The sequence below is a fragment of the Sphingobium sp. BYY-5 genome (assembly GCF_022758885.1).
GTDB lineage: Bacteria > Pseudomonadota > Alphaproteobacteria > Sphingomonadales > Sphingomonadaceae > Sphingobium.
Window position 1 is genome coordinate 1219863 of the sequence record NZ_JALEBH010000002.1, and the last position, 25442, is coordinate 1245304.

At 64.8% G+C, this 25442-nt stretch carries 13 protein-coding genes; 5 read left to right on the forward strand and 8 right to left on the reverse strand.

All coding sequences use genetic code 11. The annotated features are described in order from the left end of the window. Positions 1-744 (forward strand): copper homeostasis protein CutC, encoded by a 744-nt coding sequence (locus MOK15_RS21520; protein ID WP_242933709.1) that lies wholly within the window; start codon positions 1-3, stop codon positions 742-744. Then, complete coding sequence (gene galA, locus MOK15_RS21525) at positions 741-3608, forward strand: beta-galactosidase GalA (RefSeq protein ID WP_242933710.1); 2868 nt, start codon at positions 741-743, stop codon at positions 3606-3608. The genes MOK15_RS21520 and galA overlap by 4 nt, the downstream gene beginning before the upstream one ends. A 45-nt stretch (positions 3609-3653) precedes the next feature. On the opposite strand, the gene MOK15_RS21530 is transcribed toward galA, so the two are convergent. From MOK15_RS21530 to MOK15_RS21565, 8 genes are all read right to left on the reverse strand, one after another. Then, the gene (locus MOK15_RS21530; protein WP_242933711.1) at positions 3654-5561 is read right to left on the reverse strand and encodes an alpha-L-fucosidase; all 1908 of its coding nucleotides are present in this window, start codon (positions 5559-5561) and stop codon (positions 3654-3656) included. Beyond that, positions 5558-7828 carry a hypothetical protein gene (locus MOK15_RS21535; RefSeq protein WP_242933712.1) on the reverse strand — a complete coding sequence of 757 codons (2271 nt, stop codon included), beginning with the start codon at positions 7826-7828 and terminating at the stop codon, positions 5558-5560. The genes MOK15_RS21530 and MOK15_RS21535 overlap by 4 nt, the downstream gene beginning before the upstream one ends. Beyond that, entirely contained in the window at positions 7825-10119 is a 2295-nt protein-coding gene (locus MOK15_RS21540) for a GH92 family glycosyl hydrolase (RefSeq protein WP_242933713.1), read from the reverse strand. The genes MOK15_RS21535 and MOK15_RS21540 overlap by 4 nt, the downstream gene beginning before the upstream one ends. After that, a complete protein-coding gene (locus MOK15_RS21545; protein ID WP_242933714.1) occupies positions 10116-11537 on the reverse strand; it encodes a glycoside hydrolase family 125 protein in 1422 nt (473 codons plus the stop codon). Before MOK15_RS21545 ends, MOK15_RS21540 begins: the two co-directional genes overlap by 4 nt. Beyond that, positions 11534-14074 (reverse strand): glycoside hydrolase family 3 C-terminal domain-containing protein, encoded by a 2541-nt coding sequence (locus MOK15_RS21550; protein ID WP_242933715.1) that lies wholly within the window; start codon positions 14072-14074, stop codon positions 11534-11536. Before MOK15_RS21550 ends, MOK15_RS21545 begins: the two co-directional genes overlap by 4 nt. After that, positions 14071-16692, reverse strand: a complete 2622-nt coding sequence (locus MOK15_RS21555; RefSeq protein ID WP_242933716.1) for a glycoside hydrolase family 2 protein — start codon at positions 16690-16692, stop codon at positions 14071-14073. Before MOK15_RS21555 ends, MOK15_RS21550 begins: the two co-directional genes overlap by 4 nt. Beyond that, on the reverse strand, positions 16692-18962 hold the full coding sequence (locus tag MOK15_RS21560; protein ID WP_242933717.1) for a beta-N-acetylhexosaminidase: 2271 nt from the start codon (positions 18960-18962) through the stop codon (positions 16692-16694). The genes MOK15_RS21555 and MOK15_RS21560 overlap by 1 nt, the downstream gene beginning before the upstream one ends. Before the next feature lie 176 nt (positions 18963-19138). Beyond that, positions 19139-21907: a TonB-dependent receptor gene (locus tag MOK15_RS21565; protein WP_242933718.1), complete on the reverse strand. Its 2769-nt coding sequence runs from the start codon at positions 21905-21907 to the stop codon at positions 19139-19141. A 524-nt stretch (positions 21908-22431) separates the two neighbouring features. Between MOK15_RS21565 and MOK15_RS21570 the strand changes: the two genes are divergently transcribed. The 3 genes from MOK15_RS21570 to nagA are packed head-to-tail and all read left to right on the forward strand — an operon-like array spanning position 22432 to position 25354. Further along, the gene (locus MOK15_RS21570) at positions 22432-23172 is read left to right on the forward strand and encodes a GntR family transcriptional regulator (protein WP_242933719.1); all 741 of its coding nucleotides are present in this window, start codon (positions 22432-22434) and stop codon (positions 23170-23172) included. 29 nt (positions 23173-23201) lie between these two features. Further along, positions 23202-24233 carry an SIS domain-containing protein gene (locus MOK15_RS21575; protein ID WP_242933720.1) on the forward strand — a complete coding sequence of 344 codons (1032 nt, stop codon included), beginning with the start codon at positions 23202-23204 and terminating at the stop codon, positions 24231-24233. Then, the gene (nagA, locus tag MOK15_RS21580; protein ID WP_242933721.1) at positions 24230-25354 is read left to right on the forward strand and encodes an N-acetylglucosamine-6-phosphate deacetylase; all 1125 of its coding nucleotides are present in this window, start codon (positions 24230-24232) and stop codon (positions 25352-25354) included. The genes MOK15_RS21575 and nagA overlap by 4 nt, the downstream gene beginning before the upstream one ends. The last annotated feature ends 88 nt before the right edge of the window (positions 25355-25442 follow it).

Sequence of the window (25442 nt, forward strand, 5' to 3'; positions counted from 1 at the left end):
ATGAGCCGCATCGTGTTGGAAATTTGTGTCGAGAGTCTGAACGATCTGGAATGTGCGATCGCGGGCGGGGCGGATCGGGTGGAGTTGTGCGGCGCCCTGGCCCTGGGCGGGCTGACGCCATCGGCGGGCCTCGCGCGGCTGGCGATGGACAGGGTGCGGGCCGGTGGACGGACCCTTCGCGCCATGGTGCGGCCGCGCGACGGCGACTTCGCCTATGACGAAGCGACGTTGGCGACTGCGGTAGCGGAAGGGGCGGCGCTGATCGATCTAGGGGTCGACGGGCTGGTCTTCGGCGCGGCGCGCAATGGGCGGCTGGAGACGGATGTCCTGCGCCTTTGGGTCGGAGCGATGCGGGAGCGGCGGCCGGATATCGGGCTTACCCTGCACCGCGCGATCGACCTGGTGGACGATCCGGTGGCGGCCGTCGACCTAGCCGTCGATCTGGGCTTCGACCGGATATTGAGTTCGGGCGGCGCGGTGAAGGCTTCGGATGCGCTGCCGGTGCTGGCGGCGATGCAGGCGCGGGCCGCAGGGCGGATCATCATCATGCCGGGATCGGGCATCCGGGCGGGCAATGTGAGGGCGGTGATCGCGGCGGTCGGCGCGCGGGAGGTACATGCCTCGGCCAGCGCGGAAGCCGGTGCGGCGGACCGGCGTGCGCTGGACATGGGCTTCGCGCTGGGCGTGATGCGGCGAACATCGCTGGCCGAAGTCAAGGCCCTGCGCGAGGCGTTGGACGCATGACCGGCTTCAGTCGGCGGGAAGCGATGGTTCTGGCAGCCGTCGCGGGCCTTGTGCCGGATACGGCCGGTGCGGTTGAGGGTGATCCGCATCTGGACGGTCTGGGCGAACGGGACTGGACTCCCTTGCCACAGAATGATCCTTCGCGGCTGTTGCTGGATCGGGGCTGGCGGTTCCATGAGGGCGATATTCCGCTGGAGCCACCGGTGGGCCATCATCAAACCTATGTGTCGGTCAAGGCCGGAAATGCCAGGGGCGCCGCGGCGATCGACTGGGACGACAGCGATTGGGAAAGCGTCACCCTGCCGCACGACTGGGCGTCCTTTCAGCCTTTTGTCGAAAGCGCCAATGTGTCGCAGGGTTATCGGCCGCGTGGCATGGGCTGGTATCGGCGCAACGTCCGGCTGGAGGACAGCGACCGGGGCAAGCGACTGGAATTGCAGTTCGGCGGCATTGCGACGCGGGCCACCATCTGGGTCAATGGCAGCGTCGTGGCGCGGAATTTCTCGGCCTATAATGCCATTACCGTCGACATCACGCCCTTTGCGCGCTTCGGGGATGAACTGAACGTCATTGCGGTGCAGGTGGATGCGACCGCGATGGAGGGCTGGTGGTATGAAGGCGCGGGCATCTACCGCCATGTCTGGCTGGCGAAGCGGGCGGCGGTGTCGATTGCGACCGATGGGGTGCATTGCGACCCCCGGCTGATCGATGGACGCTGGCGCGTGCCGGTCGCGGTGACGCTGGAAAGCCTATTGGATGTTCCGGCGGATGTACAGGTGACGGCGGTGCTGCGCGATCCCGATGGTCGAGAGAGGGCGCGGCAAAGCGCATCGGCGCAGGTGGCGCCATTGGCGTCCAGCCTCACCGAACTGCTGATCGAGGCGGGGGATGTGCAGCGTTGGTCGGTCGAAACGCCGCTGCTCTATACCGTCGAGCTGATGGTGGAGGGCGCGCAGGGTTCCGACCGGCGAACCATTGCCATTGGCTTTCGTTCCATCGCCTTCGATGCCGAACGCGGCTTTCTGCTGAACGACAAGCCGGTGAAGCTCAAGGGTGTGTGCCTGCATCAGGACCATGCCGGTGTTGGCGTGGCGGTGCCCGATGCGCTGCTCGCATGGCGGCTCCAGCGGCTCAAGGATTTTGGCTGCAACGCCATACGCTGTTCGCACAATGCGCAGGCGAGCGAATTTTATGCGCTGTGCGACCGGATGGGCTTCCTCGTCATGGACGAGAACCGGATCTTCAATCCGGCACCGGAAAATATGGCGCAACTGCAATGGCTGGTGCGGGCGCATCGCAACCATCCCAGCATCATCCTCTGGTCGGTGTTCAACGAGGAACCGATGCAGGGCACCGAATCCGGCGTCGAGATGGTGCGGCGGATGCGCGCGGCGGTACGGAGGCTGGACGACAGCCGGCCGGTGACGGCGGCGATGAACGGTTCCTTCTATGCCCCGCATAATGTGTCGCAGGTCGTCGATGTGATGGGGTTCAACTATTATCCCAATGACTATGACCGCTTCCACGCGCTGAACCCTGCCAAGCCCGCCACCAGCTCGGAGGATACCAGCGCCTTCATGACGAGAGGGGCATTCGCCAGCGATCCGGGACGCCATGTCATCTCCTCCATGGATGATGAGGCGGCGGGCTGGGGCGCGACCCATCGGGCATCATGGAAGGCGATTGCGGAACGCCCCTTCATCGCGGGTGGCTTTGTGTGGACGGGCTTCGACTATCATGGCGAGCCGACGCCCTATGAATGGCCGACTATCGCCAGTTTCTTTGGCGTGCTGGACCTGTGCGGTTTCGCCAAGACGGCCTATGACATCCGGCGGGCGCAGTGGATCGACGATGCGGTGGTCGTCGGCGTCGCACCGCACTGGACCTGGCCGGGACGCGAGGGGCAGGTCATCGACCTGCTGGTGACTTCCAATGCCGAACGGGTGCGCGTGCTGGTGAATGGGCAGGTGATCGGCGAGCAGGCGTGCGACCGGATCATGGGAAACAAGTTCACAGCCATCTATGCGCCGGGGACGTTGGCGGTCGAGGCGCTGAAAGGCGGACGTGTCGCGGCGCGGGCGGTGCATCATACGGCCGGTCCGGCGGTTGCGCTGAGGCTGACGCCGGTGCGTGGCGCCCTGCGCGGCGATGGTGAGGATGTCGTGGCGGTGACGGTGGATGCCATCGATGCGCGCGGGCATCATGTGCCGGTGGAGCAGCGCAAGGTCGGCTTTGCCGTGTCGGGCGGCACGCTGATCGGGGTCGGCAATGGCGATCCCAATTGCCATGAGAGCGAGAAAGCGCCGGAACGCTCGCTGTTCAACGGGCTGGCGCAGTTGATCGTGCAGGCGGGTGAAGGGCGTGGGCGGTTGACCGTAGAGGCGCGGGCCGAAGGATTGCGGGCGGCACGGCTGGTCCTGCCGGTGATGGCGGCGGATGTACGGCCATTTGTCGGCGTGCAGCCGGGCGTCACGATGGTGCGGGAATGGCGTTTGTCGCCTGCCTTTGCCGAGCGGCCCGATCCGGCGCTGCGGCCTGCGGATGGGGACAATAATCTGTGGGCCTTTACGCGCAGCGGGACGGCGGTGTCGGCGGATGACGCGCCGACGTGGCGGATCTGGCGAGCCGCCTTGCCAGTAAGGAAGCGGATCATGGCGGAGGGCGGACGGCTGGTTCTGGACCGCGTGGTCGGACGGGCGGAGCTTTGGGTCGATGGGCGCCGGGTGGCGGTGAAGGACCAGGCGGCGGCTGGCGCTTTGGCGGGCGATGTGCCTGCGGGTGCGCGGGACGTGGCATTGCTGGTGCAGTCGGCTGCGAGCGAGGCTTCCGGAATTCTGGGCGCGGTGCGCTTGGTGGAGCGGTAAGGCTCATGCCCCCTCTCCCATGCAGGGGAGAGGGGGGATGGACGGTCAGCGAAACGCGCCGATTGTCGCGATGGCGATCGCCGGAGCTGGGACAGCCGGGCGCTGGAAGGTCAGGCGCAGATAGCGGGCCTCGCGCGGTGCGGCAAAGGGAATGCGCTGGGTGGCGCGGGCATAGTTGATGTTCTGGAATTCGCCTTCCTGCGGCTTTGTCCAGTTGCTGCCGTCCGTGCTGGTTTCCACGATGTAGCGCGCGGGCGGGGCCGCCTGCGGGTCGATATGGCGGGTCGGGGTTAGCGCAAAGCCGGCGAGCTTTTCCGTCTTGCCAAGGTCGATGGTGATGCCGGCCGGCGCCGGGGCGATCCAGGCGGTTTTCGCGTCGTCGTCCAGCACCGCTTCCGCGCCGGGTGCGCTGGCTTTGACGATCTTCCAGCTATCGCGCGCCACGACGCTGTTGTCCGTGACCAGGGCCGGGGGCAGTTCCGTCGGGGCGACCGAAAGGAACAGGGCGAATTCACGCAGCGTCGGGCCTGCTTCGGCGGCGGTGGGGCGGAAGCGGATGCGGCGGGGGGTGAGCGGTGCGGGCAGGCGGATGAGGCGCTGAGGACCGACCATATCCTTCGTCGCGATTTCCCGCCAATTCTCACCGTCGTCGGAGGCGTCGATGGCGAAGCTGGTGGTGCGCAGGCCAAGCGGCAGCCATTCCTGGAGGCGGATGGTGTCGAAGCGGGCGCCCGGTTGCAGGTCGAGGGTAAGGGTGGCGTCCCTGGCTTCGGCGGGCGCGCACCAGAAGCTGTCCGGGTTGCCGTCCGTCGCATGGGCCGCCGTGCCGCCAATGTCGGCGCTGGCGCTGGCGACGGCGTTCCGGGCAAGGTCGGTGGCGAAGCTCGCGCGCACGGCATCGCCGAACGCCTGCAGGCTGGCGACGTCGCGGTCGGCGATGCGGCCGCGCTTGTCGGGGGGCAGGTTGAGGTGAAAGGTCGTGCCGTGGCCGATCGACTGGTCGAACATCTCCATCAGCTTTTGCGGGCTTTTGACCTGCGCATCCTCATCGGCATGGTAGAACCAGCCGGGCCGGATCGAGACATTGGTTTCGGCGGGCCACCAGAGTTCCGCGCCGCGAACGCCGCTATTGCCCTTGACCTGGTCATAGGGTTCGTTGGGCATGGTCGGCCAGCAGGGATCGCCGGCATGGCCATCCTCATTGCCAACCCAACGTATGTCCGCGCCCAGCGGATCGAAGGTGCAGGCATCCGGTTGCAGCTTGTGAACCAGGTCGATGATGCTCGGCCAGTTATAATAGGGCACCGCGTCAATCTTCCGCGTTTCGCGGGCGCCGCCATAATAGCCGTCGCCGCCGTTCGCGCCGTCGAACCAGACTTCGAACAGCTCGCCATAGCGGGTGCAGAGTTCGGTCAGTTGCGCGCGATAATAGTCGATATAGCTCGGCTGGCCATAGTCGGCGCGGTTGCGGTCCCAGGGGGAGAGATAGACCCCGAAGGCGAGACCCGCGCGGCGGCACGCCTGTTCCAGCTCGCCGACGATATCGCCCTTGCCGTCCTTATAGGGCGTGTTGCGGATGCAATGGTCGGTCAGCATCGTCGGCCAGAGGCAGAAGCCGTCATGATGCTTGGCGGTGATGATGAGGCCGGTGAGACCGCCCGCCTTGGCCGCCGCGACGATCTGGTCGGGATCGAAATCGGTCGGGTTGAACAGGCGGACATCCTCGTCGCCATAGCCCCATTCCTTGTCGGTGAACGTGTTCATCGAAAAATGGATGAAGGCGTACATGCGTCGGTCGTGCCATTTGCGTTGGCGCGGCGAAGGGGTGGCGCCCCATGGTGCGGGCAGGCCGGGCTTCGCCAGCGCGGTAGCGGGGCCGCGCGGCGCGCAGGCGGTGGCGCCGGCGAGCAGCGATCCGGCCATCAGCGAGCGGCGGGTAAGGTGCGGGGTCATGGCTTGGCCTTCGATGGTTGAGATTCTGGCGATGTTGAGGATTCAGGAATCAGCCAGACCTCGGCGATCTGGCGGCCCCGGCCGCTGCCGCCCATGCCCGGCGGGCGGCTCCAGACGAGATCGAGCGTGCCGCTGGCGGTGAGGGATGGCGGGATGGGGAGTTCGACGCGCTGCGGATTGGTCGTGCGCGCGGGCGGAGCGGGCAGGGCCGTGCCGTTGGCGGTGAGCGTCAGGGGCAGGCTGTAATCCTCACCCGCCCAGGTGTAGCGCAGGCGATAGGCGCGGCCTTTTTCCAGCCCCTCATAATGAAGAGTGAGCGGCTGTTCGAACAACGCCTCGGCATAGCTGAGTTCGGCCATGCGCCAGCCTTCATTGGGCGTATGTTCGCCCACGCCGTCGATTGCCGTATGCCAGAGCTGCGGGTCGGTGGGATAGCCGGGGCCGCGCACCAGATGCGGCTCGTTGGCCGGATCGCCCAGATCGTCGTAGAGCGCGAAGTCCGCCATTCCCCAGCGGTCGCCCAGCGCATAAAGTGCCGCGACCCGCTCGGCTTCGGTAGGGAGGGTAAGGGCGGCGGTCATGTCGCGCTCGACGGCGACACGGTCGTTGAGGTCGATCATCGCGCGGTCGAAATTGGCACCACGCCGCCAGCTGGAGGCGCCATGGCGCTCGACCGAAAGCTGCATCCCGGCATTCTGGCGGAGCCGGTCGGCCAGAGCCGTTAGCTGGCGATAGAGGTCCGCCGATCGGATACTGTCAGGGCGGGCATAGGCAAAGCGGGCGGCAGCCACGGCTGGTTCCGCGCCGATAGCTGGCGTTTGGCGTAGCGTGTAGAGCGCCTCGGCCTGATTGGCGCGGGCGCGAGTCAGACGTTCGCGGATGAGCGCGTCGTAGACGGCGCGGTAGCGGTAGAGGTCGATATGCCAGTCGGCCCATGGCGCGGGGCGAATGGCGTCGATGGCGCTCAGCGTGCGGTCGATGCCGGAGTTCGATGCAGGATCGCCCTGCCAATTGGTTTCCAGCATCGCCGGGATGGCGGCGAAGGCTGGGTCGCCGATATAGAAATTGGCATAGTCGCGGGCGATGTCGGCTTGTCCGTCCCAACCCATGGCGAGCCATTGGTGGACGTTCCAGTCATCGTTGATCCCTTCGGAATAGCTGATCGCGCCCCGCGTCCCCGGCGTGATGTGGGCGAAGATCGTGGCCTCCGCCGATGGGCGCGGATTGACCGGCTCGCGCCCCTGGGTGAGGGCGAAAACGTGGCTCCAGTCGGGGATCGGGAACTGCGCCTGCATGGCGTGGGCAGTGTCGGGATAGAGTTCCAGCGGGTAGCGGCCAGCGAGGCGGCGGAGATGCGAGGCAGCGCTCTCGCGCGTCTGGGGGCCGACGAAGATCGCCGTGAGCCACTTCGGGCGATGGCCAAGTTCGCCGTAAAAGGCGTCGAGATCTCTGGCGTCGAAACCTTGGGTCGAGAGCAGCAGTTCGGCCTTTGGGAAGCGGGTATGCAGCGTCCTGGACAGGCGCTCGACCAGCGGGAAAAGCCGATCGGGGCTGGTGTGGCCGGGATCGCCGCCGGGGAAATAGAGGGCGTCGAGCGCGGGCAGGGTCTTGAGGAAAGTGTCGAGATTGCGCGCCTCCGCGTCATCCGCTGCGCCGCCGTCATAGTCGCCCAGTAGCGGATAGAAGATCGCGACGTCGAGGCCGAGGTCGTGGGTGGCCTGCGCCATGTCCCGCACCGCCTGTTCGGGCGGGACGGGCATCAGGGGCGAGGTCGGCGCGTCGTCGGAGCGTGGCGATATGATCTGGATGCGGTTCGCGCCCCAGAGCGCGAAATCCTCGATCCGGCGCTTCAGCATCGCCGGGATCCAGGCGTCGTAGCTGTTATTCTTGAACCGATAGCCGATCTGGGTGCCGCGAATGGCCTGGGCGGGCTTTTCGTTGACCGGAGCGGTGAGCGAGAGCGCCAGATTGTCGCTATGCCGCAGCAGCCAGCCCGCGCCATAGACGAAACCGCGCGTGCTGGCGGCGCGGATGGTGACGGTCGCGGCCCGTCGGTCGATGCGGAAGGCTTCCTTGGACAGGCTGGCGGGCTGAAAGGCGATGTGCGTGGCGCAGCCCCTGTCGGTCGCGCCGCGTTCCACAAGACGGCGACGCAGGAGATCGGCGGCGGGCTTCGCCGTGCCGCTACCGGTGATGCAGACCGATTGCAGCGGCACGGTCTGCGTCGCACCGGCGGCGAGCAGGGTCAGGGCCGCCGCAACGCTCATGCCGGGCGGCCGGGACGGTCTTCGGGGCGGCTGGCAAAGGCCTTGTTGGGCGCGGCGCTCATCTCGAAGCGCAGCGTGCCGCCCTTCGCCAGATCGGCATGGGCGATCCAGCCCTTGGTCCAGGGCTGGCCATTCCACTGGACCGAGCGGACATAGGGGGTGTCGGGGCCGTTATCGGGCGCTTCCACGATCAACCTTTTGCCATTGCCGAGATTGACCGTCGTGCGGTTGAAGAGCGGGCTGCCCAGCACATAGGTCGCGCTGACCGGATCGACGGGGTAGAAGCCGAGCGAAGACAGGATGAACCAGGCGCTCATCTGCCCGCAATCGTCATTGCCGATCACGCCGTCAGGTGCGGCCTTGTACATTTCCGTCATCAGGCGGCGGACCATCGCCTGCGTCTTCCACGCCGCGCCGCAATAGGCGTAGAGATAGGCGACATGGTGGCTTGGCTCGTTGCCATGGGCATATTGGCCGACAAGGCCCGAAATGTCCGGTGGCGCGCCCTCGGGCAGGGTGGAATCGGCGGTGAACAGGGCGTCCAGTTTCGCCTCGAACGCGGCGTCTCCGCCCATGGCCGCGATCAGGCCATGCACGTCATGCTGGTTGAGGAAGGTCGCCTGCCAGCTGTTGCTTTCGGTGAAGTCGCGCCATTTCTTGGAGTGTCCCACTGCATTGGGCGCGAAAGGTTCGGCCCAGCTTCCGTCGGCGAGGCGCGGGCGGGCGAAGTTCAACTTCGTGTCGAAGACGTTGCGCCAGTTGCCCGAACGCTTGCGCAGGCGCGCGGCCTCTGCGCCGGCACCGGCCGCGTCGGCAATCTGCGCGGCGGCATAGTCGTCATAGCTATATTCCAGCACGCGCGACACGCTTTCGAAAATGCGGTCGGCGGGGATGAAGCCTGTTTCGTCGTAAAATTGCAGGCCGAGGCTGTTGTCGAGATTGGGCGTCGACCAGTCGAAGCTGCGCCGGGCGATGCCGGGCCAGGCGGCGGCATAGTCGGCCGGGATACCCTTGGCGCGCGCTTCGGCGAGGACGGCGACACTGTGCCATCCGATCATGCAGCCGGTTTCCACCCCTTGCAACGGCCAGACGGGCGGGCCGAAGGGGCTTTGCCGGGTCTGGCGGATGAGGTCGGCGGTGAATTCGGCGGCGCGCCTGGGGCGGATCAGCGTCTGAAGCGGGTGAAAGGCGCGATAAGTGTCCCAGAGCGAATAAGCGCTATAGGCTTCCTCGCCCTTGCTCAGCGCATGGACCTGATGGTCGAGGCCGACATAGCGCCCGTCCACATCGGAAAAGAGCGTCGGGCCAAGGCTGGCATGATAGAGGGCCGAGGTCAGGATCGTGCGCTGGTCCGTGGTGCCGCCTTCCGCCACGACATGGCCCAGTTCCGCTGCCCAAGCCTGCGCGGCGGCGGCGCGGTAGCGGTTGAAGTTCCAGTGGGGCGCTTCGGTCTTCAGATTCCTGCGTGCGCCGTCGAGGTCGACCGCTGAAATGCCGCAGCGAATGATAAGCGGGGCTGCGCCTGCATCCTCATAATGGAGGACGGCTTTCAGGCGTTTGCCCTTGGCGCTGCTGGCGCCTGCGGGCTGGTCGTCGTCGGTGAAGAACTCGACCCGGCCCGGCGCATGGGAGAATTGCATCGCGAAGAAGATGCGGCGCCCCTTCGCCCAGCGGAAGACGCGGCGGGTGCCGGTGAGGGTGCCGTCCGGTTCGATCTGGAGCGCGGCTTCGTCGATATAGGGAGACTCGCCCGGCCCCTCCATGACGAGATGGCCCATGTCGATCAGGATATGGGCCGGACCTTGCGGGAAAAGATAGCGGTGGATGCCGGTGCGCGGCGTGACCGTCAGTTCGGCCCGGACGCCGCTCTCCAGGGACACGGCATAATAGCCGGGTTCCGCCTGTTCTTGGCTGTAACGCTGGCGATAGCCCTCCTCGGGCCTGTCGATCGGCCCCGGCTGGAGCTGCACGGGGCCGCGCGTCGGGACCACCAGTATGTCGAGCATGTCGCCGATGCCGGTGCCCGACAAATGGGTATGCGAAAAGCCCAGCAGCGAGGCGTCACCATGATGATAGCCTGAACAGGTGTCCCAGCGCGCCGTGTCGGTGTCGGGCGATAGCTGCACCATGCCGAAGGGCATGGATGCGCCGGGGAAGGTGTGGCCGTCGCCGCCGGTGCCGATGAAAAGGTCGGGCTTGGTCGTGGAGGTAGCGGCTTCGAGGCGGGCGGCGCTGGTGAGGGCGAGGGTGGCGCTGGCGCTGAGCAGGCCACGGCGGGTGAGGGTCATCATAGCGGCGCTCCCAGCAGGTTCGGCTTGCGACGGGCGAGGTCCAGCATCAGTTCACCGAACAGGCCGTTGGCCCAGGCGAACCAGTGGCGTGTGAAGGTGGTGGCGTCATCCTGGTCGAAGGCTTCATGGATGAAGCCGGTGCCGCCATGGCTGGCCTTGAGGTGGCGCAGGCACTGGCGGATGGTTGCGTCGTCGTTGCTATTGAGGGCGTGCATGATGATCGACATCGGCCAGATCATGCGCAGGCCCGCATGGGGGCCGCCTATGCCCTCGGCGGCCGTGCCCTTGAAGAAATAGGGATTGCGATCGCTCCATGCTGCGGCGGCGGTGCGCTGGAACAGCGGGTCGCTTGTCGGGGCCGCGCCCAGATAGGCCAGCGCCGACAGGCTCGGCACATTGGCGTCGTCCATGAAATGGCCGTTGCCGAAGCCGTCCACCTCATAGGCCCAGAGCCGCTGACCCGTCGCCGGATCGATCATCGTGCCATGGGCGCGGGTGGCGGCTTCCACCTCGTCGGCCAGCGCCTTGGCGTCGGTGGCGAGGGCGTTGTCCTTGGCCGCCTCGCTTGCGACGATGGCGAGTTTACGCAGCGCCGCCACTGCAAAGAGGTTGGCGGGGACGAGGAAGGGGAAGATGCAGGCGTCGTCCGAGGGACGATACATGCTGTGGATCATCCCGACCTTCTTCGTCGGTGCGCCATAGCCGTTCAATATCTGCGTTTCGGTGGCCAGCTTGTCGCGGCGCAGGAAGCGATAGGGGCCTGGGCCGTCCTTGCGCTGCTGTGCGCGGAAGGTGCGGATGCTGGTGCGCGCCGCCTCCGCCCAGAGCGCGTCGAAGGGGGCGGCGTCGCCGCTGGCTTTCCAATAGTCATGGGCCAGGCGCATCGGATAACAGAGGGAGTCGATCTCCCATTTGCGCTCCGCGACGCCGGGTTTCATCTCGGTATCGTCGGCCAGCGCCCAGGGAAGGTTGGTCTTCGCCATCGGGTCGCGCATGAAGGCGTTGGCATAGGGATCGATCAGGATCGATCGCGCCTGCCGGGCGATGAGGCCATGAAAAAGTTCGCGCAGCTTCGGGTCTTCACGGGCCAAATGGACATAGGGATTGAGCTGTGCCGAACTGTCGCGCAGCCACAGGCATTCGATGTCGCCGGTGATGACGAAGGCGTCCGGTTTGCCGTCCGCCATGTCCATGAAGACCGTGGTGTCGAGCGTGTTCGGATAGCAATTGCCGAACATCCAGCGCAATTCCGGGTCGCCGATCTTCGCGGAGACGCGGACGAGTTCGCGTTCGACGGCTGGGCTGGTGAAGTGGCGATTGGCGGGACGCTTGCTCTCGAAACGCGGAGCAGCACCGATGACGGGCGTGGCGGTGAGCGCGAGGCTGCCCGCGATCAGGGAGCGGCGGTTCAGCTTCATTTCGGCAGTTCCTGCGTTCCGGTGATGGTGAAGCTGACTTCCGTGCCCTTGGCTTCGCCCGGCTGGCCGCCACCGATGAACAGGCGATAATTGCCGGGACGCACGGCGCGGTTGCCGTCGCGGTCGACCGTGCTCAGCGCGCGGGGATCGAGGGTGAAGCTCAGCGTCTTTTCCCTGCCCTGCTTCAGGTTGGCGCGCTGGAAGCCGACCAGATTATGGCGCAGTACCGGGTCGTTGAACGCGCCGATGGTGCGCAAATTCTCTGGCGGGATGAGATAGGCCTGCGCCACTTCCTCACCCTCACGGGCACCGCTGTTGGTAAGGCGGGCCTTGACCGTCAGCGTACTTCCCGCTGCGATTTCGGCGGGGGCTTGCGCGCGGTCGTAGGCGAAGCTGGTGTAGCTGAGGCCATGGCCGAAGCCCCAGAGCGGAACCCCGTGGAAATAGCGATAGGTCCGCTCGCGCATATTATAGTCGACGAAGGCGGGCAGGTCGAGCGTCCTGGCGTAGAAGGTGACGGGCAGGCGGCCGGACGGGGCATAGCGGCCTTCGATCAGGTCGCTGATCGCGGTGCCGCCCGCCTCCCCCGGATACCAGGCGGCGACCACGGCGTCGGCATGGTCCTTCGCCCATTGCATGGCGACGGCGCTGCCGGACAGCAGGACGACGACCAGCGGCTTGCCAGTCGCCTTGACCGCTTCGAGCAATTGTTGCTGGGCTTCGGGCAGGGCGATGTCGGTGCGGTCGCCGCCGGAGAAGCCGGGCACCTCGATCTGGAGCGCTTCGCCCTCGACGGCGGGGGAGAGGCCGACGAAGGCCACCACCGCATCGGCAGCGCGGGCTTCGGCGACGGCGCGGCTGCGCTGAGGCAGAGCGGGCGCGACCCAGGTGAGGCGGATGCCTTCATCCTCGCTGGCATGGGCGAGTTCCAGGCGAATGCTGTGCGGGCTGGCGTCGGCGAAATGGAGGCGCGCTTCGACGGCGCTGTTGTCGCCATTATCCGTGACCACTGGCTGGTCGTCGATCCAGAGGCGCACCGGGTCATGGCCGCTGCAATCGAAGCAGCGCGGCACATCGACGCGCAAGATGTGGTCGCCGGGGCCTTCGGGCAGCAGCGTGCCGGTCCAGCGGACGCCGTAGCGGTTGGCGGGCACGCCTTGCGCGGGCGAGGTGCGGTTCCAGTCGAAATCGACCTTGCGATGCGTTTGCGTCGTGACCGGCGCGCCGCTGAAGTCGGGACTGGCGAAAAACTCCGCCTTCAGGCCCGGCGCGAAGGCGGTTTCGGGGATGACCACTGGCACACCCTCGGCCAGCGTGGAGCCTTGGGCATAATGGACGTCGAAGCGCTTGCGCAGTGCGCTAAGCGGCGTCACCGGATCGGCGGCGGTGCCGTGATAATTGGCCTCCAGCACGTCGAGGCTGTCGGCATTGGGACCGATGACGGCGATGCGCGCGCCGGGTTTCAGGGGCAGGACGCCGTTATTCTGGAGCAGCACCAGCGACTTGCGCGCCGCTTCCAGCGCGAGATTGCGGTTGGCGAGGGTGTCGACGGCGCTCGCCGGGATGCTGTCCCAACGGCTTTTCGCGCCGAAGGCATCGCCCAGCGCCTTGCGCGCGGCGAAGGTGCGGGCGAGCGCGGTGTCGACTGTTTCCCGCGTCGTCAGCCCCTGCGCCAGTGCCTGATCGAGCGCGGCGTAAGCCTTGCCGCAATTCAGATCCATGCCCGCTTCGATCGCTACGGCCGAAGCGGCGGCGTTGGTCTGGCGGTAACGTTGATAATGGTTGATATTGCCGATCGCGTCGCAGTCCGACACGACAAGACCGGTAAACCCCCAATCCTTGCGCACGCGCTGGTTGAGCAGCCAGTCCGATGCGCAGACGGGGACCCCGTGAACGCCGTTATAGGCGCACATGACCGACAGCGCCTTGCCGTCTGTGAGCGCCATGCGGAAAGCGGGGAGGTAGGTCGCCTCCATGTCATAGGCGCTGGACTGGACGTTGAAACTGTCGCGTCCAGCCTCCGGGCCGCTATGGGCGACGAGGTGCTTGGGCGTGGCGATGATGCGGGGCTGGCTCAGGTCCGGCCCTTGCAGCCCGCGCACATAGCCGACCGCGAGGCTGCCGGTCAGCAGCGGGTCTTCGCCATAGGTTTCCTGTCCCCGCCCCCAGCGCGGGTCGCGGAAGATGTTGATATTGGGCGACCAGATGGTGAGGCCCTGATAGCGCAGCCGGTCCTTGCCGGGCAGGCCGTTATATTTGGCGCGGGCTTCGGTGGAGACGACCGTACCGATGCGCTCCATCAGATCCGGGTCCCAGGTCGCGCCCAGGCCGATCGCCTGCGGAAAGACGGTGGCGACGCCGTTGCGGGCGAGGCCGTGCAGCGCCTCGTTCCAATAATCATAGGCGGGGAGTTGGCGGCCGTCAGCCGGTGCGCCGGACTGGAGCTGTGCCGCCTTCTGCGCCGGGGTCATGCTGGCGATCTTCGCTGCAATGTCGGGATCGACCGACGCGGCAAGGAGGAAGAGGAGCGCGCTCATTGCGCGGCCCCCATATGGCGGAGGTCGAGCGCGGCCTTGATCTTGGCGAGGCCTGCCTTGGAGGTGATGGAGACGGTCACGCTTTCACCGGGGAGAAGGTCGAAATAATTGTCGGACGCGCTGGCGTCGACATCGCCGAAGCCGATCCACAGGCCACGGGCGAGGCGGGCGGCCTTGACGGTGAGTTGCGGCGTGCCGTCCGGCGCGGTGGTCCAGTCGGTCTGGAAGCCCGGATCGGGCAGCGCCATGGCCTTTTCCGGCAGGGCGGAAACGAGCGCGCGGGAGACAGGCTTGCCGTCTACCAACAGTTCCGCAACGGCGAAGGACCGGCTCTTGTCGGCGCTGCCGAACAGGGCATCGTCGGTCAGGTCGCCGACCTTCGTGGCGGAAAGCGGGGCGAGGGTGGCGTCGCCTTCCTTCACGATGCTGTTCTTGCCATCGACATCGATCAGGCGGATGCGCCAGTGGGCGGCGACGGGCGTGGTCTTGTCGGAGATCAGCGATACTTCGGTCGTGCCATTCTCATGGCGGCCTGCCGATATGGCGACGGGGGCGAAAAAGCGGCGGGCGGCATAGTGGAGCGCTTTCCAGCGGCCGAAATAGTCGATGCTGGACCAGGATGCACCGGGCCAGACATCATTTAACTGCCAATAGAGGGAGCCGGTGGTTTCCGGGCGGCAGGCGCGATGATGCAGCGCGCCCAGAGCGATGCCGTCCGCCTGCATGGCCTGGCTCAAATACACGAAATCCGCGAAATCGCGCGGGGTGCGATAACGCTGCTCGATATAGAGGAGCAGGCGCTCTTGTCCTTCGCCCTTGAGGAATTTCTGATGGGCGCGCATCACGGGTGAAGTGATGCTCAGATCCCCGGCTTTGGCGAAGGCGTCGATCGTCGGCATGACGGGCATGGATTGCAGCCCATATTCCGACATGAAGCGGGGACAGGTTTCCAGATAATGGCTGACCGGCTTCTTGCCGCCCCACACGTCCCAGTCATGGCGGTCGCCATCGCTGTCCACGTCCGGCTTGCCTTCATAATTGCTGCTTGGCGAACCGGGCCAATAAGGCACGTCGGGATCGCGGCGCTCTGCGGCGTCGCGCAGCACCTGGTTGAACAGGATGGCAAGGCCGACGCCCACCTTCTCCTGCTCATCCGCGCCGATGCGCCTCTTATAGGCAATTCGATCCGACCAGTTTTCCCAGCCGGAAAGGACTTCGTTATTGCCCGACCACAGGACGATGGAAGGATGCGCCTGCACCCGGTCGACCTGCTCCTCCGCCTCGATCCGCACATTTTCGCGGAAATCGCGATCATAGGGCGTGACGGCGCCGCCGAACATGAAGTCCTGCCAGACCATCAAGCCCAGCCGATCGGCGGTATCGTAGAAGCTGTCGGGCAGATAATATCCACCGCCCCAGATGCGGACCATGTTCATGTTGGCGTCGCGGGCGTCGGTGAGCAGGCTCGCCATTGTCTCCGGTTTCACGCGGGTCGAGAACATGTCGAAGGGGATGATGTTCGCCCCCTTCATGAAGATCGGCAGGCCGTTGATCTTTAGCTGGAAGCCGCGTCCTTTCGCGTCGGCCTCGCGGATGAGGTCGACGGTACGGAGGCCGGTCGAACGCGTGGCGCTGTCGGCTTCCTCGCCCTCGAAACGGACCTTGGCCGTGACGCTGTAGAGCGGCTGCGCGCCATAGCCCGCCGGATACCAGAGCTGTGGATCAGGCAAGGTTACGGGGACGGCGACCTGATTGACGCCCGCGGTCAGGGTCACGTCGCGCGTGGAGACGATGGTGTTGCCGTCAGGGCCTTTCACCACCGTCTCCACCTGAGCGCGGCCGTCACGGCCGGCGATCAGCTCGACGTTCGCGGCGATGCGGGCTTCCGCTTTCGTCACCGCTTCCTGCACGACCCGCAGGCTCTCGATCCGTGCGGCGTCCCACGCATCGATGTGGATAGGGCCGTTCGGCCCGATATTGAGAATGCGCGGCCCCCAGTCCCAGCCGTAATGATATTTGGGCTTGCGGATATAGGGGGAGGTCTGACGCGCTTCCGGCTCGTCGCCGAAGACGCTGTCATATTCGCCGGGCAGCGGATTGGCGAGCGGCAGCACCTTGGGCTGCAAGGCTTTCAGTGGGCTTTGGAAATGGATGGTCAAGTCGTTGGCGCCGGGCTTCAGCAGTTGCTTGACGTCCACGCGCCAGCGGCGATGGGCATTGTCGGCCGACAGGATGGCCTGGCCGTTCAGCTTCACCTGCGCATAGGTGTCGAGGCCGTCGAAGACGAGATCGACATGCTCACGGGCGAGCAAAGCGGGCGTCGCGTCGATCCGCCCGCGATAGTTCCAGTCGCTGCGGCCGACCCATTGGATGGTGGCTTCGTTGAGGCCGACATAGGGATCGGGCGTGATGGCCCGCGCCATCAGATCGGTCTGGACCGTACCGGGTACGGAGGCAGGTAGCCATTTGGCGGCCTTAGGATGCGCTCTGGCCGCCTCGCCCTCATCAGGGGCGAGGCGCAATTCCCAATTGTAGTCGAGCGGGGTGCTGGTGCGCGGAGCGGCGATCAGGGCGGCCGGGGCAACGGCGAGCAAGAGGGCAGCGACGCGGCGGAACATTATCGGCGGTCCTCCAATATGACCTTTTCAACGGCGTAGAAGGGATCGGACAGGGCAGAGGTGAACTGGAAGCAGAGATTGGCGTCACCACTCTGGTCCTTGATGGGCGCAGTGAAGCGCATCCTGTTGGGCGTGGTCCTGGGATCGGGCAGGGGGAAGGTGCCGATCACGCCGCCCTCGCAACCGCCCGCGCGCACGACCAGTTCGCCATGGGCGGTGACGGCATAATGGGCGCGGAGCGCGCTTTCCTCATGGGCGAGGCCATAATGGCGGGGCAGGCGCGCGACGTCGATGGTGACGGCCTTCGCCTCACCCAATGGCGCGTCGGCCCATATGGTACAGGTGTCGAAGATATTGACGTTGAAGGCGGGGCTGTCCTCGCTCTGGCCCGAAGTCAGTGGTACGCGCAGGCCCAGCGCGCCCTGGGGGCAGGCGGTGAGGTCCGTCGGATGCGCGGTCAGCAGCGCGGTGCGCGAAGCGTCGAAGTGGCGCGGTGCGGCGGCGGTGCGGCCGTCCTTTAGGTAGGCGGCGGCTTCGGCCACGGTTCCGGTCCTGATGGTGACGGGAACGGTATAGACGATGGATTTGGTTTCCGTCCGGCCATTGGGGGCGTAGCGGATCGTGCCTGCGCCGGCCTGCGTGTCCATGGCGAGGGTCAGCTTGTCGCTGCGCAGCGCGTCGCCGCGCTTGCCCTGCATCCGGAAATTGACGGCAAAGGCGCTGTCGGCGGCGGCGATGCCTTCATGGGCGTAGCGCAGCATCTGCGGATCGAGCCGTTCGACGAAGCCCTTGAAGTCGCGCTTGTCCTTGGGCGACCAGGTGAGTTCCGCGATGGCCGAGAGGCGCGGGAAGGTGGCATGTTCCTTTTGTTTCGCCGTGGCGAGATATTCGGAGAAAGCGGTCGCCTGCGCGCCCATGACATGCTTCACGCGCTCCGCGTCGATCCCGGCGGGGACGGGATCGAAGGCATAGACCTGTTCGAGCGTCTGGATGGAAAGGCGGCCCGGCGGTTCGTCGCTGCGGTCGGACTGGAGGCTGTCGAAGTAGAGGATCGGCGCAGGCGCCAGTACCACGTCATGCCCTTTGTTCGCAGCCTCGACCGCGCCCTTCTCACCACGCCAGGACATGACCGAGGCGCTGGTCGGCACGTCGCCTTCCAAAATCTCGTCCCAGCCGATCAGGCGGCGGCCCTTGCTGGCAAGATATTTGCCCAGTTCGCCGATCATCCAGCCCTGCATCTGGTTTTCGGTTTTCAGCCCAAGCGCCTTCATCTGCGCCTGCACCTCCGGCGAGCGCTGCCACTGGTCCTTCACCGCTTCGTCGCCGCCGACATGGACGAACTGCGACGGGAAGATATCGATCAGTTCGTCCAGTACATTCTTGATGAACGCCATGGAGCGGGGGCTGGGCGAGAAGAGCCAGGGATTGACGCCCCAGTCATGGCTGGTTTCGGGGCGGTCGCCCAGCACGCCGATCTCCTCCGGATAAGCAGCGACGGCGGCCTGCGCATGGCCGGGCATGTCGATTTCCGGGACGATGGTGATGCCGCGTGTCGCCGCATAGGCGACCAGCGCCTTCAACTGTTCCTGGGTGTAGAAGCCGCCGACCTTCGGGCCGGGTTCGCCGCCTGAGGATGGCGGGGTGCGCCAGCCGCCGATTTCGGTCAGCTTGGGGTAGCGCTTGATCTCGACACGCCAGCCCTGATCGTCGGTCAGGTGCAGGTGCAGCGTATTGAGCTTCTGCGCCGCCATCGCGTCGACAATGGGATAGAGCGTCTCGACCGGCTGGAAATGGCGGGCGACATCGACCATCAGGCCGCGCCAGCGGAAACGCGGGGCGTCGCTGATCGAGAGAGCGGAGAGGGTAACGGGCTTGCCGAACCGCGCATCCGGGGAAAGGAGCTGCGCCAGCGTCATTGCGCCCCAGACCAGACCTCGGTCGCTGCTCGCCCGGACGGTCGCGCCCTTGGTGTCGATGTCGAGCTTATAGGCTTCCTCGCCTGTGATGGAGGCATCGCGTTCGAAACGGATCGCGCCCGTGGCACCCCTGGCCAGCGTCAGGCCCCGGTCGATGCGTACCCGGTTGATCAGCAACTGGGCGGCCGTGGCGGCGCCCTTGTCGTCAGAAGAGGCGGAAACGCCGGCGCCATTGGCGATCAGCAGCGTGCCGGACCTTGGCGTAATAGCGGCGGGGAGGGGGATCAGCGGCAGCGTCTGAGCATGAGCGCTCGCTGCGGCGAGGACCAGGGGAAGCGCCAGAAGGCTGCGCATGGGCTGTGTCTCCCTATGGGGCCGAGAAAAAGGGACGGGCGACCCCGTGCAGTGGGCCGCCCGCGGCAGTTACCTGCCATGGGGTCCGTCTGCCCTGCAAGGGCTGACGGATGGAGAGAAGGGTGGAACGGGTCCCGGCGGGAGAGGGGTGCCGGGATCCGTTCCTAACTGGCGCATCAGAAGCGGACGCTGACGCTGCCTGCAAAGGTGCGACCGTTCTTGTATAAGGCCGAGGGGCGATCCTTCGTGCCGCTATACTGCCTGTAGGTTTCATCCAGCAGGTTTTGCGCATTGAAGGTGAAGGTGATCGCTTCGTTGATCGCGACGCTGGCCGAGAAGTCGAGCTGGTTATAGGGCGCGACCTTCTCGATTGAACCGAGGCGGCCGATCGTGCGGAAATAATCGGTGCGATAATTATAGCTCAACCGCGCCTGGAACGGCCCCTTCTCGAAATAGGGGATCACGTTGACCGTATGCTTCGAAAGATAGGGCAGGTTGAGGGCGCCCTCGACCCCCTCAATCGTCGAAGTGCTGCTATCCTGATAGGAATAGTTGGCCTGGATGCCGAAGCCGCCCCAGATTTCCGCCTGGCCGTTAATCAGGACGCCGTTGACCTTGGCCTTGCCGCCATTGATCGGGCGCTGAACGCTATATCTGTCATCCAACTGACCCGTCAGCGAGTTGAACAGTGTCACCCCTTCCTGCCGCGTGGTGATGATATAATTGCTGATGTCGCGACGATAGAGTTCGAGCGACAGCAGGGCGCCGGGGCGCGGATAATATTCGGCGGTGATTTCGTAATTGGTGGATTCGTAAGGCTTCAGATTCGGATTGCCGCCGCCAGCGTCGAAAGTGACGTCGTTCTGCGTGATCGATGCGGCCAGATCTTGATAGCGGGGGCGCGAGATCACCTTTGCCACCGCTCCACGCAGAATGATCTGCGGGGTGACCTGATAGGCGATGTTGAAGCTGGGCAGGAACTTCAGATAGTCGGTGGTCGTGGTGGTCGGCACCGGTACCGGCGTCGGGTCCGCTACCGTCGGCAGGGTCAGGGCATAGTGTGAAACATCCTGGGTGTAGACCAGGCGGCCGCCGATATTGCCACGGAACCCGCCCTGCTCGAAATTCGCCTGTACATAGGAGGCGGCGATGGTTTCCTTCACCTTGGTGGAGGCGCCGACCTTGTTGACCAGATCGGTGTTGATCGAATTGGCGAGGATGTCGATCACCGACTGGGCCGGCATATTGAGGTAGACGGTCGCGTTACCCTTGGCGCCCGTGCCATCGAATACGCCGCTGGGTGTTATCCCCGTGTCGACGTTCAACTGATCGGCGGTGAAGGACGACTGGAGATAGGTATTGATGCCGCGGGCATCGACGCGGTTAACATGAGCGGTATAGCGCGACCCCAGCAGCACTTCGGTAAAGGGGCCGAACGAAACCGGGATGGTCGCATCATAGCCGGCGAAAATATCGCGGTCGGTCGTGACGCTATAATCCAGGCCGCCAATCTGCGCGGCGTTGAGCTGCGTGCCGTTGACCAGCACCGGGCTGCCTTCGATCTGCGCCGGATTATTGTTCGGGTTGGTGAAATAATTGGCCGGGTTGGTGAGATCGCCAACGAAGTTCACTTCCGCCGAGGTGGGCGAGATGCTGTAGCTGAACGGCAGCTTGGTCTGGACGTTGAACAGATATTCGGGGTTACGGCCGCCGCGTGCGCGGCTCCAGCCTGCGGTGACGGAGAATTTGGCGCCGCTGTCGCCTTCCCAGTCGGCGTAGAAGTTGAGATTGTCGGTTTTCAGCTTCGTGCGACGAACCAGCGTGTCGAGCTGCGCGCTCTGGCCGGGCGCGGCGCCGAAGCTGGCCTGTGTCACCACGCCGTTGGACACCGTCGCCGACTCCAGCACACTGCCGGTCCAGGCGCCCGGAATGGTGTACATCGATTGGCTGTAATTATTGTAATTGCCTTCGATATGCAGGCCATTGACGGTCAGCGTCAGGCTGTCGGTCGGCTTGAACTGCATCGTGCCCGAAACGCTGGCGCGCTGGCGCTGCTGCTGGAAATAGGCATAGTTGATGCCGAAGGGCGAGGCCGCCTTATAGAGATCCTCGATCGTGCCGCCGTTGATGGTGGCGTTGGGATTCTTGAGCGAGAGCGCGCCGGTGTCCGCGTCGCGATTCACGAACGGGCTGTTATAGGTGCCGTCGGCATTGGGCTGGTTATTGTCATAACCGAAAAACTCTACGCCGGAGCGGACGAGGTTCTGTTTGTCATAGGTTGCCGCGACCAGGATACCGAAAGTCTCGGCCTCATTCTTCCAGCTATACAGGCCGGATGCGCGGACATTTCCCTTGTCGGCGCGGTCATTGTAGGAATAGCCGGCCGAAGCGAAGACCGAATTGGCCTTGAGATCGAGCGGGCGGCGGGTGCGCACGATTACCGTGCCGCCCAGGCTGCCATCCTCGATCCGTGCTTCGGGCGATTTATAGACCTCAAGCCGGTCGACCAGTTCGGGGGCGAGCAGCGAATAGTTAAAGGTACGGCTGGAAGGGTCATTGTCGTTGCCGCCCCAGTCGGCCGAAGCCAGGCCATGGCCGTCGAGCAACATGCGGTTGAGTGCCGGATCAGTGCCGAGGATGGCGACCTTTTCGCCCTCGCCGAAGCGGCGATCGATCGAAACGCCGGGGATGTGGGACAGCGATTCAGCGACGTTGCGGTCGGGGAATTTGCCGATATCCTCCGCGCTGATGACGTCGACAACGGCATTGGCCTCTTTCTTGAGGTTGATGGCGTTGCGCAACGAGGCGCGGATGCCTGTGACGACGATTTCGCTGTCGGCGGCGGGTGCCTGGGGCGCTGGCTGGGCGTCGGCCTGCGCGAAGGCGATTGCAGGAAGCGCGGCAAGCGCGCTGGTGGCGAGAAATACAGTCCGTCGCAAAGCCATGTGAGCAATCCCCTAACAAGCGCCTGATGCGCTACCCTTCGCACTCCGGCGTGCCGCTCATGGCGGTGGCCGCACCAAATTATGGTTCTATCTAGGTATTATATTGCCATCGTTTGGTATGATTAATTGTTATACGCTATCACCGCAAAATCTACATAAAAATGAAATTTACCTGCAAAAATTGAAAAAAATCTCATAAATTGATGAAATTCAATGATGATTTCTGGATCACTCGCTGGCAAGGCGCTCAATGGATCCACGGCGTTCGCTTCCGGACGCGACCATATCCGCCTGGCTGGAATTGCCGAGAAATCGTGGGTTGGCCAAGGGTAAATGGCGGATTTTGTGCGATGGTTTCGATTCGATCCTCGTGAAGGAACGGCGTTGTCCGCCTGTCATCTCCCGATCCGGTTCGGCCTTCGGGGCTTGAATAGTACCATTATATAACCTATCAATCGAATTGTGTTGTGCGATACCGTCCTTTACGTTCTCCGCGAACGAGTTGCGTTGCGAGTGAGGGGGGTATGACGTCTTTTTCCGATCGTATTGGTCTGCTTCAGGAAGAGTTGCGGGTGCCGCTTTATCTTCAGTTGCAGCAATTGGTGCGGCAGGCGATTCAGAGCCGGCTTCTGGTGCAGGATGATGTCATCCCCGCCGAGCGCGACCTGGCCGAGGAATTTGGCGTGTCGCGCATCACGGTGCGCAAAGCGATCGACGGACTGGCGCAGGAAGGGCTTCTGGTTCGACGGCGCGGTGCGGGGACTTTCGTCGCGGCACGCGTCGACAAAAGCTTTTCCAAACTGTCCTCCTTTTCCGAGGATATGATGGCACGGGGGCGTCAGCCTAGCAGCGAATGGCTTTCCAAGTCGGTCGGGCTGGTGACGCCGGAAGAATCGCTGTCCCTGGGACTTTCCCCCGGCACGCGTGTCTATCGCTTTCAGCGTATGCGTTTTGCTGACGAGGTGCCGATGGCGGTCGAATATTCGACCATCGTCGGCCATTGCCTGCCCGATGTCGATGCGGTGGTGGATTCGCTCTATTCCGCGCTCGACGCCAATGGTTGCCGGCCGACGCGGGCGTTGCAGCGACTGCGCGCCATACATTTTCCGTCCGAACAGTCGAAACGGCTCGGCGTCGAAACCGGCCATGCCGGACTGTTCATCGAACGACGCGGTTTTCTGGCCAATGGCGAGGCCGTGGAGTTCACCCAAAGCTATTATCGCGGCGATGCCTATGATGTCGTCGCGGAGCTAAACGCCAGCTAGTCCGGCTTTCCGGGCGCCAAGGGGATAGAATGTCAGAGGTGAGTGTGGATCAGCGTTCCTCCGCGATGCGGCGGGAAGCCGGTGAAAGTGGACAGGCGGTTGCGCGTTTTCTTGAGCGCAATGCCGATCGCTTGAGTGAACTCGCTCATCATCTGCGCGCCAATCCTCCGGCTTTCGTTGTAACCTGCGCTCGTGGTTCGTCGGATCACGCGGCGACCTTCGGCAAATATGTGATAGAGACATTGCTCGGCCTGCCGGTCGCATCGGCGGCCCCTTCGGTGACGTCGGTGTTCGCGGCGGAGTTCCAACAGACCGGCGCATTGCTGATCGCCATTTCGCAGTCGGGCCGCAGCCCGGACCTGCTCTCCACTGTCGAGCGCTACAAGCAGGCGGGCGCTTATGTCGTCGTGCTGGTGAATGATGAAACCTCGCCGCTCGCCGCTCTGGCGGACGTGCTGTTGCCGCTTTACGCCGGACCGGAGACGTCGGTGGCGGCGACCAAGTCGTTCATCGCATCGATCGCCGGTCTGGCCGCGCTTGCGGCGCATTGGAGCGGTGATGCAGCATTGCTCGCCGCGCTCTCCGCCCTGCCCGCGCAGTTGGAGCAGGCCTATGCGCTCGACTGGACGCCCATGGTCGACGCGCTTGCCGATGCGCGCAATCTGTTCATCGTCGGGCGCGGCTATGGCCTGTCGGTGACGCAGGAAGCGGCGCTGAAACTCAAGGAAACCTGCGGACTTCATGCCGAAGGCTTTTCGAGCGCCGAAGTGCGTCATGGGCCGATGGCGATCGTGCATAACGGCTTTCCTGTGCTGGCCTTTGCGACCTCGGATAAATCAGGCGATGATGTGCGGCAGGCTGCTGCGGAATTTGCCGAGCGGGGCGCCAATGTGCTGCTGGCCGATCCGGCGGGCAAACTGCCGGTGCTTTCGGCCCATGCAGTGCTGGAACCGATCCTGATGATCCAGTCCTTCTATGGCGCGGCGGAAAAGCTGGCCTGGACTCGCGGACTGAACCCCGATCAACCGCCCTTCCTGCGCAAGGTCACTGAAACGCGATGAGTGTGATCGGCTTTCGTAACGGGCGGATTCTGACCCGTGACGCCGAACTGGATGGCGGTGCGTTCGAGTTGGACGGGGCGCTGATCGGCGCGCTTAAGCATGCGGATGGCGAAGCGTTGGACCTGGACGGTGGCTGGATCGTTCCCGGCTTCATCGATACCCAGGTCAATGGCGGCGGCGGCGTGCTGTTCAACGATCAGCCCGATGTGGACACCATTGCCCGCATCGGCGCCGCTCATGCGCCCTATGGCACGACCGCTTTCCTGCCGACGCTCATCAGTTGCCCTCTGCCGGTGATCGCGCAGGCGCTGGAAGCCGTGGATCAGGCGATCGAGCAGGGCGTGCCGGGTGTCGTCGGCATCCATGTGGAAGGGCCGTTCCTGAACGCCTCGCGCAAGGGCATTCACGATGCGGAGAATTTCCGTCCGCTGGATGAAGAAGCGCTGACACTGCTGACGGCGCCGCGCAGAGGCAGAGTGCTGGTGACGCTGGCGCCCGAGCAGAATGATGTCGCGGCGATTCGCGCGTTGGTCGAAGCGGGCGTGATCGTCAGCATCGGTCACAGCAATGCGACCTATGCGCAGGCGCGCGCCGCCATAGACGCGGGCGCGACGGGCGTGACCCATCTTTTCAACGCCATGTCGCCGCTGCATCATCGTGAGCCGGGCGTGGTTGGCGCGGCGCTGGAGAACCAGGCGCTCTATTGCGGCCTTATCATCGATGGCGCGCATATGCATCCGGCTGCGGCGCGGATCGCATTGGCGGCGCGGCCGTTGGACCGTTTCCTGCTCGTGACCGATGCGATGCCGAGCGTGGGCAATGCGATCAAGGAATTTATGCTGAATGGCGAGCGCATCACCGTCAAAAATGGTGTTTGCGTGAATGAAGCCGGGACGCTGGCCGGGTCCGATCTCGACATGGCACTGGCGGTGCGGAACACGCATGAGCTGGGCCTGTCGTTGAGGGACGCGGTAGCAATGGCGGCGGCCAATCCGGCGGCTTTCCTTGGCCTTGGCGCGGAGCGTGGCATGCTAGCGCCCGGTTTTCGTGCGGATTTCGTATGGCTGGACCGTGAATTGAATGTTCGCGGGACGTGGATCGGCGGCAAGCGGGTCGCCTGAGCGCCCTCGTCGTGCTGCCATGATATATTGATCCCGGCAGCACGATCGGGACGCTTTTTCGATGCCGCATTTTCGGGGCCGTTGACCG